Annotated in this window: 12 protein-coding genes; 8 read left to right on the forward strand and 4 right to left on the reverse strand. The window is 47.6% G+C overall.

Going from position 1 to position 13,282, the window contains the following annotated elements:
• Positions 1 to 494, reverse strand: a 494-nt coding sequence (locus tag BLS03_RS24575; protein WP_143015693.1) for a cation diffusion facilitator family transporter, incomplete at its 3' end; no start/stop codon positions are given.
• A gap of 398 nt (positions 495 to 892) precedes the next feature.
• Here BLS03_RS24575 and pstS point away from each other — a divergent pair.
• The 4 genes from pstS (at position 893) to pstB (ending at position 4,585) form a co-directional block, all read left to right on the forward strand.
• Positions 893 to 1,930: a phosphate ABC transporter substrate-binding protein PstS gene (gene pstS, locus BLS03_RS24580; protein ID WP_093279481.1), complete on the forward strand. Its 1,038-nt coding sequence runs from the start codon at positions 893 to 895 to the stop codon at positions 1,928 to 1,930.
• A 68-nt stretch (positions 1,931 to 1,998) separates the two neighbouring features.
• Entirely contained in the window at positions 1,999 to 2,922 is a 924-nt protein-coding gene (gene pstC / locus BLS03_RS24585; protein ID WP_218122052.1) for a phosphate ABC transporter permease subunit PstC, read from the forward strand.
• On the forward strand, positions 2,922 to 3,761 hold the full coding sequence (gene pstA, locus BLS03_RS24590) for a phosphate ABC transporter permease PstA (protein WP_093279483.1): 840 nt from the start codon (positions 2,922 to 2,924) through the stop codon (positions 3,759 to 3,761). The genes pstC and pstA overlap by 1 nt, the downstream gene beginning before the upstream one ends.
• A complete protein-coding gene (gene pstB, locus BLS03_RS24595; RefSeq protein ID WP_425445131.1) occupies positions 3,758 to 4,585 on the forward strand; it encodes a phosphate ABC transporter ATP-binding protein PstB in 828 nt (275 codons plus the stop codon). Before pstA ends, pstB begins: the two co-directional genes overlap by 4 nt.
• A gap of 125 nt (positions 4,586 to 4,710) precedes the next feature.
• Here pstB and ahpF read toward each other — a convergent pair whose 3' ends face one another.
• The 3 genes from ahpF to BLS03_RS24610 form a co-directional block, all read right to left on the reverse strand.
• The gene (gene ahpF, locus BLS03_RS24600) at positions 4,711 to 6,279 is read right to left on the reverse strand and encodes an alkyl hydroperoxide reductase subunit F (RefSeq protein ID WP_093279484.1); all 1,569 of its coding nucleotides are present in this window, start codon (positions 6,277 to 6,279) and stop codon (positions 4,711 to 4,713) included.
• A 144-nt stretch (positions 6,280 to 6,423) separates the two neighbouring features.
• Positions 6,424 to 6,981 (reverse strand): alkyl hydroperoxide reductase subunit C, encoded by a 558-nt coding sequence (ahpC, locus tag BLS03_RS24605; protein ID WP_093279485.1) that lies wholly within the window; start codon positions 6,979 to 6,981, stop codon positions 6,424 to 6,426.
• Between the two features lie 296 nt (positions 6,982 to 7,277).
• Complete coding sequence (locus BLS03_RS24610) at positions 7,278 to 7,757, reverse strand: DUF3299 domain-containing protein (RefSeq protein WP_093279491.1); 480 nt, start codon at positions 7,755 to 7,757, stop codon at positions 7,278 to 7,280.
• A 244-nt stretch (positions 7,758 to 8,001) separates the two neighbouring features.
• Here BLS03_RS24610 and BLS03_RS24615 point away from each other — a divergent pair, with 244 nt between their 5' ends.
• The 4 genes from BLS03_RS24615 (at position 8,002) to BLS03_RS24630 (ending at position 13,230) form a co-directional block, all read left to right on the forward strand.
• Positions 8,002 to 9,489: an alkaline phosphatase family protein gene (locus tag BLS03_RS24615; protein ID WP_245696811.1), complete on the forward strand. Its 1,488-nt coding sequence runs from the start codon at positions 8,002 to 8,004 to the stop codon at positions 9,487 to 9,489.
• Between the two features lie 608 nt (positions 9,490 to 10,097).
• A complete protein-coding gene (locus BLS03_RS24620; RefSeq protein WP_093279487.1) occupies positions 10,098 to 10,298 on the forward strand; it encodes a DUF1656 domain-containing protein in 201 nt (66 codons plus the stop codon).
• Between the two features lie 8 nt (positions 10,299 to 10,306).
• Positions 10,307 to 11,173 (forward strand): efflux RND transporter periplasmic adaptor subunit, encoded by an 867-nt coding sequence (locus tag BLS03_RS24625; RefSeq protein ID WP_093279488.1) that lies wholly within the window; start codon positions 10,307 to 10,309, stop codon positions 11,171 to 11,173.
• A 2-nt stretch (positions 11,174 to 11,175) separates the two neighbouring features.
• Complete coding sequence (locus BLS03_RS24630) at positions 11,176 to 13,230, forward strand: FUSC family protein (RefSeq protein WP_093279489.1); 2,055 nt, start codon at positions 11,176 to 11,178, stop codon at positions 13,228 to 13,230.
• The last annotated feature ends 52 nt before the right edge of the window (positions 13,231 to 13,282 follow it).

Consider the following 13,282-nt stretch of genomic DNA (forward strand, 5'->3'; position numbering starts at 1 on the left):
TGGTCGTGGTCGTGGTCGTGGTCGTGGTCGTGGTCGTGGTCGTGGTCGTGCAGCAGTAAAACACTGGCAAGATTAACCGTCAAACCAATCACCGCCACCACAATCGCTTCATTAAAGCGAATTTGCTCTGGGTTAAACAACCGAAACAGCGATTCACCAAACATTACCAACGCCACCATTCCTAACGCAATTGCACTGGTATAGCCGCCAAGCACACTAAACTTCCCAGTACCAAATGAAAACTGAGCATCGTGCTGATGTTTTTTCGCATAGCGATAAGTAAATAAGGTAATGCAGAACGCGGCGGCATGAGTCCCCATGTGCCAACCGTCAGCGAGCAAGGCCATCGAACCAAACATGCTGCCGGAGATGATCTCCACCAACATAGTGACGACGGTAAGTCCTAGCACATACATAGTGCGACGTTCGCCTTGCTGATTGTAGGAAACGAATTGATCGCGATGAGAGCAGAGTAACGTGTCTTTGTTTGTCATGATAGTTTGATAATCAAAATATTTGAATTAAATGTAGTTTGATAATCAAACAAAGTCAACGACGATATTTTCACCAATTTGACCACAATTCTTCATGTATTAAGAATTAAGATGCATAAAAATCGCCATTTTGATTAAGAAATTTTTATGACAGTAAAGTTGCAATATTGTCTTATTTGCCGCGTCAATATTTTACCTTTGTCATATTTGACTCGCTCAAGCCACCAAAACTGCAATTTCATTAACCTAGAAATATTTCAATTAGGTTGCAAAATGTGACTTTTTCTCGATCAAAAATGTAAAGTTAGATTTAAAAATGAAAGTTTATGTTTCTAAAATCGCTGGATAGTATTTTCTGGCGTTTTACAAATCAGTTCGCAAATTTTAGGAATGTAAACATGAAAAAAATCGCTCTATTCGCAGTGGCATCCCTGAGCATGCTGTCTGTTTCCGCTTTCGCCGACACGACCATTAACGGTGCCGGCGCATCCTTCCCTTATCCTGTATATATGAAATGGGCGAAGGCTTACCAAGGTGAAACAGGTGTTAAGCTGAACTACCAATCGATTGGTTCAGGTGGTGGTATTAAACAAATCACTGCGAAGACTGTCGACTTTGGCGCTTCAGATGCACCGCTCAGCGAAGAAAAGCTCGACCAAATTGGGCTGGTGCAATTTCCGGCCGTCATGGGTTCGATTGTCCCCGTTGTTAACGTCAAAGGGATCGCAGCAGGACAGCTGAATATCTCTGGCAAACTGTTGGCGGATATCTATCTAGGCAAAGTGAAATACTGGGATGACGCCGAAGTCAAAGCGGATAACTCAAGTGTTTCTCTACCGCATCAACCGATTGTGGTTGTGCACCGCTCAGATGCATCAGGCACGTCATTTAACTACACCGGTTACCTATCTAAAGTCAGCAGCGACTGGCAATCGCAAGTCGGCCAAGGCAAAGAAGTGGTATGGCCAAAAGCGGCAACCAACCTTGGCGGTAAAGGCAACGCGGGTGTGGCGAACTTAGTAAAACGTACACCAGGTGCCATCGGTTATGTTGAGTACGCTTACGCTGAGCAAAACAAACTGACCTATACCGCGATGAAAAACAGCGCGGGTCACTTCGTCCAGCCAACGCTTTCATCATTCCAAGCTGCAGCGGCAAACGCAGACTGGACTCACGCGCCAGGTTTTGCAGTGGATTTGAACAACCAACCTGGTGACCAATCTTGGCCGATGACCGCCGCAACCTTCATTTTGATGTACAAAGATCAAGCCAACGCAGATACCGCTAAAGAAGTGTTGAAGTTCTTTGAATGGGGTTACGAGCATGGCGAGTTAGCTTCACAACTGGGTTATGTCCCTATGCCGAAGAGCGTGGTCTCTATGGTTAACGACATGTGGGAAAAAGACATTAAGTCAAACGGCAAAACCGTTTACTAATGCCAAAGCTGACGCCGAACTTTAAGCTTTGGCGTCAGTCTGTTTCCTCGCAACACGATGTTTACATTATGATTGTTACTCACACAGCGTATGACCGCTGTTTCAAACAAGCGAGCTTATTTAGCGCGCTATCCGTGACCGTAATTATGGTCGCGATTTTCGCGACTCTGGTATTTGGTGCCCTACCCGCAATTAAACAATTCGGTATCGGCTTTATCTTCTCCACCGAATGGGACCCAATTAACTTAGTTTTTGGCGCAGGCAACGCCTTGTACGGAACCTTAGTCTCATCAATTATCGCCGCGCTACTTGCCACCCCTGTTGGCATTGCCATTGCCATCTCTTTGTCTGAATTAATGCCAAAATGGCTCTCCCATCCTGTTAGCATTGCGATTGAACTGCTGTCAGCCGTGCCCAGCATCATTTATGGCATGTGGGGGCTGTTTGTCTTTGCCCCTTGGTTTGCCAATGGCCCCCAAATTTGGATGCTTGAGCACATCAGCGGCATTCCGTTGATTGGTCCGCTGTTTAGCGGCGTACCGCTTGGTCAAGGCTTGTTAACTGCAGGCATTATTCTGGCGTTTATGATTTTGCCGATTATGACGGCGCTGATTAAAGACGCCCTCAATACCGTCCCTAACGTGCTTAAAGAGTCCTCTTACGGCATCGGCGCAAATACTTACGAAGTGATCAGCAAAATTTTGCTGCCGTCGATCAAAAGCTCCATTTTTGGTGCGTTTATTCTTGCGCTTGGCCGCGCGCTCGGCGAAACCATGGCAGTCACTTTTGTGATTGGTAACGCACAAGATATCAGCGCAGCGCTGTTTATGCCTGCCACCTCGATTTCAGCCACCATTGCCAACCAATTTAATGAAGCCGATGGCATAAAAATGTCAGCATTAATGGCGCTCGGTTTGGTGCTATTCATCGTGACATTTTTGGTGATGGGCTATGCCCGTGTGCAATTGCGCAAAAGTGCGAGGGCGAAATGATGAGCATGAGACAATTTAAAAACCATCTGTTTCGCTACGCCTGCTATGGCGCGACTGCGATTGGCTTATTTATTCTCGCGGCGATAATGTACGGCTTGATAAGTCGTGGTGTTACTGCGCTGTCTTGGGACGTTCTGTTTAAATCGCTTCCCGCTCCAGGCGATGATGACGGAGGCCTTGCCAATGCCATTGTCGGTTCGATGATGATAAGTGGCATGGGAATCTTAATCGCGATTCCAATTGGTGTATTCGCTGGCACTTGGCTTGCTGAATATGGTCAAGATTCTAAAGCCGCCGACACGATTCGCTTTCTTAACGGCATGCTGATGTCATCGCCATCGATTTTGATTGGCTTGTTTGTCTATTTAGCTCTGGTTGAGCCGTTTGGTCACTTTTCTGGCTGGGCGGGCGCGGTATCGCTCGCGATCATTGCGCTGCCGATGATCATCTCAACAACTGAAGAAATGCTTAAACTGGTGCCAACCAGCCTGCGTGAAGCGGGCACTGGCCTTGGCGCACCCGCTTGGAAAGTCACGGTAAGCCTGAGCTATCGTAGTGTCAGCGCTGGGATCATTACCGGAATATTACTTTCCTTTGCGCGTATTTCTGGTGAAACCGCGCCGCTGCTGTTTACCGCACTGAGTAACTCATTTATGTCGCTCGATATGTCTGGCCCAATGTCCAACTTGCCCGTCACTATCTACAACTTGGCAATGAGCCCGTACGAAACCTGGAACAACTTAGCTTGGACCGGCGCCCTTTTGATCACCGCTGCAATTTTGGCGATCAACATACTTTCGCGCGCCTTGCCAACCTTATTGAAAAAGTGGAACTCATGACGACTATGATACAAACCCAATTCGCTTCCACCAGCATCGACACTATGGCGATTCAAACTCAATCTCCTTCCATTCGCATGAGCGTCGAAGGGCTGAATTTTTTCTATGCGCAAGATAAGCAAGCGCTGTTTGACGTCACGCTTCCGATTTACAAAAACCGGGTTACCGCAATTATCGGCCCATCAGGTTGCGGTAAATCGACGCTGCTGCGCACCTTAAACCGCATCTACAAGCTCTACCCCAAACAGTCCGCCAAAGGCACCATCACTCTGGATGGCAATAATATCCTGACCCGTGATTGTGACCTCAACGCGCTGCGCGGAAAAGTAGGCATGATTTTCCAAAAACCGACACCGTTTCCGATGAGCATTTATGAAAACATCGCGTTTGGCATTCGCCTTAACGAGAAACTGTCGAAAACAGATATGGATGTGCGTGTGCAGCAAGCACTCGAGCAAGCGCGGTTATGGGAAGAAGTAAAAGACAAATTGACCAGCGATGCAATGGGATTATCCGGTGGTCAGCAGCAGCGTCTGTGTATTGCTCGTACCATTGCCCTTAAACCCGAAGTCTTGTTGATGGATGAACCGACCTCGGCGCTTGATCCTATCGCAACGCAAGGCATCGAAGATTTGGTGACCAAGCTTAGCAAAGAGTTCACCATTGTTATCGTGACCCACAATATGCAGCAAGCCAAACGTATATCTGATTTCACTGCGTTTATGCATTTAGGCAAGCTTATCGAGTTCGCGGCGACGGACAGTGTATTCAATCGCCCAGAGCACGCAATGACCGCGGATTACGTTCAAGGACATTTTGGCTAACCATTGCCGTTTTTCAGTGACTAACTTATTAAGTGAAAAAGACCAAGCCTCTTAGAACAGAGCGCAATAAAAAAAGCCCTCGGCTTACGCTGAGGGCTTTCACTTCTTGGGCTTCTTTTGTTTGATTAACCTTGTTTACGAATTAGGTAATCAAACGCTCCTAGGCTGGCTTTTGCACCTTCACCCATCGCAATGATGATCTGTTTGTAAGGTACTGTGGTCGCATCACCGGCAGCAAACACGCCCTCTAGGCTAGTTTCGCCGCGGCTGCCAACTTCAATTTCGCCACGCGCTGAGAGTTGGACATCCGAATCTTTCAACCATTCCGTGTTCGGTACGAGACCAATTTGCACGAAGATGCCTGACAGTTCGATTTGTTTAATTTCATCTGTGTTGCGATCTTTGTATTTCAAGCTCGTCACACGTTTGCCATCACCCACCACTTCGGTGGTCTGCGCCATCGTGATGATATCTACGTTAGGCAGAGAGTTGGCTTTGTTGATCAATACTTGGTCGGCGCGAAGCGTATCGGCAAACTCAAGCACAGTAACGTGTTCTACGATACCAGCAAGGTCGATTGCAGCTTCAATACCAGAGTTACCACCACCGATAACTGCGGTACGTTTACCTTTAAATAGTGGACCATCACAGTGCGGGCAGTACGCCACACCTTTATTGCGATACTCTTGCTCGCCCGGTACGTTCATTTCACGCCAGCGTGCACCTGGGCTCAAAATAACGCTCTTACTCTTAAGGGTCGCGCCACTTTCAAGTTGAATATGGATAAGACCATCTTCAGTATTGTTAGCGCCCATAAGTTTGCTTGCTTGCTGCTCGGTCACGACGTCAACATCGTACTCTTTCAAGTGTTCAGCAAGGTCAGTCGCCAATTTAGGACCTTCGGTACGTTTTACTGAGATAAAGTTCTCAATCGCCATCGTGTCCATCACTTGGCCACCAAAACGCTTAGCCACGACGCCAGTACGAATGCCTTTACGTGCTGCATAAAGCGCCGCTGCGCTGCCGCCAGGGCCACCACCGACGACTAATACATCGTAAGGGTCTTTGTCATTCAAAGCCGCTGCCGCTTTTTCTTCAGCGCCATCATCCACTTTGTTTAAGATTTCAGCCAAAGACATACGGCCTTGACCAAACAGTTCGCCGTTCACAAATACACTTGGTACCGCCATGATATCGCGAGATTTCACTTCGTCTTGGAACAGTGCGCCGTCAATCATAGTCACGCGAACATCTGGGTTGATCGCCGCCATCATGTTGAACGCTTGAACCACATCTGGACAGTTTTGGCACGATAGAGAAATAAAGATCTCAACGTCCAATTTCTTATCAAGATTGGCAATTTGCTCGATAACCGCAGGCTCAAGTTTGATTGGGTGGCCGCCTGAGTGCAGCAGCGCCAATACCAAAGAGGTAAACTCGTGTCCCATTGGTAACCCGGCAAAGCGCAGTTGCGTGCCTTTCGCTGGGTTTGATACCGTCATTACCGGTTTACGTTCGCTTGCGTTGTCGTCACGTTCGACGGTGACAAAATCGCTTAGCTCAGCAATTTCATTCGCCAAGGCAAGAATGTCATTGGCCGCCTTGCTTTCATCTAGACTGACCACTAGTCGGACATCTTGCTTCACATTACTGAGATACTGTTTGAGTTGTTGTTTGATAGCTTGCTCTAGCATGCTCGTTACACCTTGATTCTTGGATAAACAGAATGGTCACTCTGGATAAATGGGATGGGAGCATGCCAAGTGCGTAGGTCGTTAGGTACCACCCAGCACACTCCCATATTTTTTAACTATCTAAACTAGTTATTCATCAACTAATTAGATTTTACCTACTAGGTCTAGAGAAGGGGCTAGCGTTTCTTCGCCTTCTTTCCATTTAGCAGGACATACTTCACCTGGGTGAGAAGCAACGTACTGAGCCGCTTTCACTTTGCGAAGTAGATCTTCTGCGTCACGGCCGATACCTTCAGCAGTGATTTCCATTGCTTGGATAGTACCTTCTGGGTCGATTAGGAAAGTCGCGCGGTCTGCAAGACCTTGACCTTCACGCATCACACCGAAGTTGTTAGTGATGTTGCCAGTTTGGTCGCCAAGCATGAAGTAGTTGATTTTGCCGATAGTGTCAGAGCTGTCGTGCCATGCTTTGTGAGTGAAGTGAGTGTCAGTTGATACTGAGTAAACTTCTACGCCACGTTTTTGAAGCTCTTCGTAGTGGTCTGCTAGGTCACCTAGCTCAGTTGGACAAACAAACGTGAAGTCTGCTGGATAGAAGAAGAATACAGCCCATTTACCCAGAACGTCTTGTTCAGTTACTTCTACGAATTCGCCTTGTTTAAATGCAGTAGCGTTAAATGGTTTGATCTTAGTGTTAATCATATTCTTTACTTTCCTTTAAGTTGATTAGCGTAGCAATGTCTTGCTGTCGGAAAGTATAGTCACATGTTGGGCACTTAAAGAAAAATCACTTATAGCTATTCTATTGATAGGTTATTTCTATTAAAAGTGGATTGCAAAGCGCGAAATAGGCTTAATTCGCCGATCGGGTTCACTTGTAAAATGAAACAAGCCGCAAGCTTAGTCTTGCGGCTGATAATTTGAGCATTTTTTCATCACCAATAACGGGATGTCAAGGTCGTAAACCGCGCCTTGCTGTCCATTTAGGCGTACATATTTCAATCACTGTAAGCTTCAACGCCCACGCCTTCAATCAGATAACCCGCTTGGCCTAAATCCGACGCCACTTTTTCGACGTTGAGTTTACCTTTGACGTACACCACATCCCACAACCCTTTGATCGGTACCCCTTGTTTGAATTTGACGTACACGATTTGATTGGGCGGTGGCGGCGGAACATGGATACAAGCCCCAAAATACGGCACTAAAAGCAATTCAGTCACCGTTTCGCTGTCGCCTTCAAGAGGAATTACAAATCCGGGTAAACGAATTTGACGCCCATCGAGATCATCGCGATATCCGCCAGCCATATTTTGCGGCGGTGTATCTCCATCATGGTTAATCGGCGCTTTACTAGGCGTTGGCGGCTTATCGCGTTCATTTTTGGGAATCAAATCGACCCAATCCAGCGTCAATATCTGAGTATTGTCATTTGCTGCATGCGTTGATGTTGTCACCGTCAGCAATGCTAACCCCAGCAAAACGCTTGCGCACCAATACCCAAAACCGTCCCCAAAAACCTTTGCTAACCGACATTGTCCTGCCACCGCTTCTTCCCTATTCGTATCAATTCAAAAAAATCCCACCCTGCGCCATCAATAAGTCATCTGAATGACAATCATTAAAACTTCATATTTCAGTAACAAAGCCTTCATTCAACTAGGAGGTAATAATGTTACATCCAAACAGAATAACTATTTGAATAAACATGGAGTTACTTTAGTGAAAAACCATAAATTATTACTTGTCAGCGCGGTCACTGCGGCGCTATCTGGCTGCGCGGCTTCAACTCAAACTGCAGGTGTCGATGCACCGCAAAAAAATGACGTCTGGTATCAGCAAGCGCAAGCCGATATCGCCAAAGCAAAGGCCAATAAACCGATTGATAAGCCGGCTAAAAACGTCATTTTATTTGTCGGTGACGGCATGAGCGTGGGTACGATTACTGCAGCGCGAATTTTTGAAGGTCAGCGCCAAGGTCTGATGGGTGAAGAGTACAAATTAGCCATGGAAAGCATGCCTTATGTGGCGCTATCTAAAACCTACAACACCGACGCACAAACTCCCGACTCAGCTGGTACAGCATCGGCGATGGTCACAGGCGTTAAAACTAAGCAAGGCGTCATCAGCGTGGATGACAACGTCAAACGTGGCTTTTGCACCACAGTAAAAGGCAACGAAGCAAAAACGGCTTGGGAAATGGCTGCAGAAAAAGGCTTATCGGTTGGCGTCGTATCCACCGCGCGAATCACTCACGCAACCCCTGCCACTAGCTATGCTCACTCCGCCGACCGCGACTGGGAAAGCGATGCCAGCATGCCCAATATTGCCAAAAACCAAGGCTGTGTCGACATTGCTCAGCAGCTAATTGGCTTTAATAACGGCCAAGGCATGGATGTGGTGTTTGGTGGCGGTCGCCGCGAATTCTTGCCGACCACAGTCGTCGATCCTGAAGGTAAAAAAGGCAAACGTAAAGATGGCAAAAACTTGGTTGAGCAGTGGCAAACGATGCATCCAAGTGGTGAGTACGTCTACGACAAAACGGGGTTTGATGCCATTGACCCAAGCGCCGATAAAATCTTTGGCCTGTTTGAAAGCAGCCACATGCAATACGAAGCAGACCGCCGTAATGAAGAGCCGTCTTTAGCTGAAATGACCAGCAAAGCCATCGACGTACTAGCAAAAAATCAGCAAGGTTACCTGCTGATGGTTGAAGCGGGCCGTATCGACCACGCCCACCACGACGGTAATGCGGCGCGTGCGCTGGCAGATACCGTAGCTTACGACGACGCAATTAAAGCAGCACTTGCAAAAACCGATCCTCAAGATACGCTGATCATCGTGACTGCCGACCATGCTCATACCTTTATTTCCAATGGCTATTCAGACCGTGGTAACCCGATTTTGGGTTTATCGAAAAAGAATGGTAAATACAATTTAGATGCTTACGGTAAACGCTATACCACCCTCAGTTACGGTAACGGCCCTGGCGCGGTGGCAAGCGCAGCGGATCGTCCGAACCCAAGCGAAGATGAAGTGACCAAACTCGATTATCGTCAACAATCGCTGATTAAACTCGACTCAGAAACCCACTCAGGTGAAGACGTGGCGATTTTTGCCCGTGGGCCGGAAGCCTATTTGTTCCAAGGCGCGGTTGAACAAAACTATATCTTCCACGTCATGAACGAAGCGTTAGGCTTAGCAAAATAGCGCCGTATCTACTCTTATACAACACGCTTACACAACACGCTCACACAACGTCAGTGTTCAAGCCGAAGCCCACGCTTCGGCTTTTTTTGCGCCTGTGACTTGATGTTCAAAAAATAAACTCTGATACGGTTAAACGGTTACCGCATTGCCGCCGCCTATTGACTATGATTAGTGCTCAAAAGGTAATCAGTTAGAAAAATTCCCTAATATTCGTGAATGTTAGGAAACAGTTTAAGTCCGTAATAAGTATTGATGTTCCCTTGCGGGAAGGGTAAAACTATTGATAGTTTATATAGATAGCCAAACTGCCATAAGTCGTTCTTCACTTATCCTAGCGCATCCTTTCACTGTGCTATCTTCTGAAACGCCTTTGCACCCTTGCTCGATAGAAAAACTGTGTTTGATGAGAAAACATTGAGCCATGGGAAAACATGGATACATCGAAAGCTCAATGCATTGAGAAAACGCGGTTAATGAAAAACCGGTTAAATCACGGGTGCTTATCGTGGCTTGGCAAAACGGCATACTGCCAAAGTATGTTCTAAACTGTCATCACAACGTATTTCTTTCAATCACGCTAACAGATAATAAGTTGAGAATAATTTTATATGTTCGAAGAGTTAGCTTTTGGTGGGCTTTTGTTCAGTCCATTAGTGGTGTTTATGCCACTCGCCTTCGTGCTGTCTTGGGGCACACGACTGGTGCTACACAAATCCGGCCTTTACTCCAAACTATGGAAAGCCGCCTGGTTTGAAGTCAGTTTGTATGTTTGTTACCTCGCTCTAGTCATTTACCTACTCGGGAGTTAATTATTTTTATGGGAAAACTTGCTCGCATCTCCCTCACTTTAGTGACCCTTATCATCGCCGCTGTACTTGGTCACTGGATCTGGCAACACTATCTTTATTCTCCTTGGACTCGCGACGGTCGAGTTCGCGCTCATGTGATTACCATCGCCCCAGATGTTTCTGGTTGGGTTAACGATGTTGAGGTCAAAGACAACCAAGAAGTGAAAAAAGGCGATGTCATTTTCACCGTCGATGACACCCGCTACAAAGCCGCGATTGCCGAGCTTGAAGCGCAGGTCGAGAACAAACAATACGCTTGGGAATTGGCAAAACATCAATACGAACGCCGTAAAACACTAACCACTGGCAAACTGGTCAGTGAAGAGACTGCCGAAAGCGCGCGCATTAGCACCGAACTTGCCAAGTCAAATTACAAACTGGCTAAAGCCCAACTGGCTACCGCGCAGATAAACTTAGATCGCACTGTGGTACGGGCGCCTGCCGACGGCAGCATCATCAACTTAACGCTGCGTGATGGCAATTACGTCAGCCAAGGTAAGTCGGTGTTGTCTCTGGTGAAGCAAAACTCTTTCTACGTGACAGGCTATTTTGAAGAAACCAAAATTCCACTGATTTCACTGGGTCAAAAGGCGACTATCACGCTTATGAGCGGTGGTAAGCCGCTGACCGGTACGGTTGCCAGCATTGGCGAAGCGATTGCCGACACCAATACCGCAAGCAATAGCCAACTGCTGCCACAAGTGCAGCAAACCTTTAACTGGGTGCGTTTGGCACAGCGTATTCCAGTGGATATCAAACTCGACAGTTACCCAGATAACGTCCATTTAAGCGCGGGGATGACGGTTTCGATTCACCTTGAAGAACAAGCGCAATAATTATGCAGGCGCTATTTAACAGCCTGTTTTTCCCCAATAAGCAGGCGATTCAATTTGCCATCAAAGGGGTATTGGCGATGGCGATGTCGCTCTACATCGCCATGTTTCTCAACCTAGACCGTCCATACTGGGCGCTGATCGGCGCAGTATTTCTACAAATCCGCCCGGAAGGTGGTCTGGTTGTCGAAAAAGGCATGTACCAGATCATCGGTTCAGCGACGGGCGGCATTGTCGGCATCATTATTTTGAGCTGGTTTGCTCCCTATCCAGAACTCGCACTGGGTTTATTGGCGCTGTGGCTTGGTCTCAACTCCGGCCTGTCGGCCATGGTACGCCGCCAAAATCTGGTTTACGCCTTTGCGATGGCGGGGATGACCGCGAGTTTGGTGTGCTTATTGGTGATGGTACAACCTAGCACCGCAAGTAGCCAAACCATCTTTGCACTAGCACAAGCGCGCATCAGTGAAATCATGGTTGGCGTGGTGTGCGCCGCATTAGTCAGTAAGTTAATTTGGCCGGTAAAAGTGAAAGATGGCCTGCAAGCCAGTGCGCGCAATGTCATCAACCAGACGTTGAATTACTTGTCGGTTGAACTTGATCCACAAGGTTCGCACGACAAGCGCCATCAACACATCGATGCCATTTTGGAATCGGTCACTGCCGTTAGTGATGATTCGAGCGCCGTCAGCTTTGAAGGCCCGGAAGGCCCAGGGCAAAGCCGCGCCGCTAACGCCATCTGTAACAGCGTGTTATCGCTGCTCGCCTTAGTGCAAATCTTTGGCCGTTTGCAGCGTCAGCACCCAGAGCTGATTGGCGAAGTGTTAGCGCCAATCCTTACTCAGATGCGAGAAAGCTTCACTCAGATGGCGGAGTCGAAAGACTACGATGAATGCTATATCATCGCTCAGCAATTGCGCCGTACTCAGCTTGAATATTCTAACCTCGATATAGAAAAAACGCCGCTTCAAGCGCGGCTTATCAAAGTCTCATTAGAACTCAGCGCCGAACTTGTGGTGCTACTTAAAGGTTACGCCAAACTCACCAGTAAAATCCCAGCCAAACTTAACGCGCCTAGTATTCAGCCGTATCGCGACCCGTTAGTGGGTATTACCACTGGGCTTCGCAGTATGTTGCTGTTTTTGGTCGGCGCGGGTTTGTGGGTCGGTACCGGTTCAACGTCAGTGTTGATGATCATGATTTTGCCGGTGGTGTTTTCAATTATGATGGCACGTTTACCGCTGGCGATTCTTACCGTGGTATTGCAGCGTTTGTTGGTTGGCATTCTGTTTGCGATTCCGCTGGCAGTGTTTTACGCCGTACCTTTGCTTGCGGCGAGCAGTCGTAATTACGAACTGCTGGTATTAATCCTTGCTGGCCCCTATTTTCTGGGATTGCTGGCACTGGCCAATCGCCCAACCTTGCCTTACGGCTTGGGCATTTGTATTCCGTTCACCATCTTCGTCATGCCAAGTAACGACATGACCCGTGCGCTATCCATCAGTTCAACCATCAGTAACGCAATGGCGATTTTTGTCGGCGTCTCGGTGCTGTATTGGATTTTTAAACTGATTACAGGGCCAAGTTTGCCGCTGATGATGACGCGCTTAATGCGAGTGACTCGCCGCGATATTATCGATATTGATCAACACTCCGCGCCTGAGCACTGGTTTAACGCCCGTATGGGCGATCGCCTGCTGCGAATTTCAACCTATGATAAAGCCATGAGCCCGGAGCGTAACATCACCGATTTAGCCTTAACCGGCCTAAACCTTGGTCATGTTTCCATGCGCTTGCGACGCATCGTGCGCCGCACCGCCAACACCAAACTCGATAGTGAACTTGAACGCTGGCAAACAGCGCTTGGCGATGCATTTATGCAAGCATTCTATGGCAAAAATGAACCGCAATTTACCAAGCAGTGTCATCAATTACTGCGTAAATTGGATGAGTATGATTTGCCGCTTGAGCAAAAAGAGATGCTAGAAGGTATGTTTGAGCGCATCGGTTTAACACTTGAGCGCAGCGCCGCCGCCATTGCCAAGCAGCGCGCCATATAACCGGTAAATAATAAATAGGTACTAGGTAAATAGGTAAATAGGTAAATAGGTA

Source organism: Vibrio xiamenensis (assembly GCF_900100015.1).
Lineage (GTDB): Bacteria > Pseudomonadota > Gammaproteobacteria > Enterobacterales > Vibrionaceae > Vibrio > Vibrio xiamenensis.

Excerpts from the sequence above, each read along its gene's own strand:
- pstS (WP_093279481.1), top strand. The coding sequence starts at position 893 with ATGAAAAAAATCGCTCTATTCGCAGTGGCATCCCTGAGCATGCTGTCT.
- pstC (WP_218122052.1), top strand. The coding sequence starts at position 1,999 with ATGATTGTTACTCACACAGCGTATGACCGCTGTTTCAAACAAGCGAGC.
- pstA (WP_093279483.1), top strand. The coding sequence starts at position 2,922 with ATGAGCATGAGACAATTTAAAAACCATCTGTTTCGCTACGCCTGCTAT.
- pstB (WP_425445131.1), top strand. The coding sequence starts at position 3,758 with ATGACGACTATGATACAAACCCAATTCGCTTCCACCAGCATCGACACT.
- ahpF (WP_093279484.1), bottom strand. The coding sequence starts at position 6,279 with ATGCTAGAGCAAGCTATCAAACAACAACTCAAACAGTATCTCAGTAAT.
- ahpC (WP_093279485.1), bottom strand. The coding sequence starts at position 6,981 with ATGATTAACACTAAGATCAAACCATTTAACGCTACTGCATTTAAACAA.
- BLS03_RS24620 (WP_093279487.1), top strand. The coding sequence starts at position 10,098 with ATGTTCGAAGAGTTAGCTTTTGGTGGGCTTTTGTTCAGTCCATTAGTG.
- BLS03_RS24625 (WP_093279488.1), top strand. The coding sequence starts at position 10,307 with ATGGGAAAACTTGCTCGCATCTCCCTCACTTTAGTGACCCTTATCATC.
- BLS03_RS24630 (WP_093279489.1), top strand. The coding sequence starts at position 11,176 with ATGCAGGCGCTATTTAACAGCCTGTTTTTCCCCAATAAGCAGGCGATT.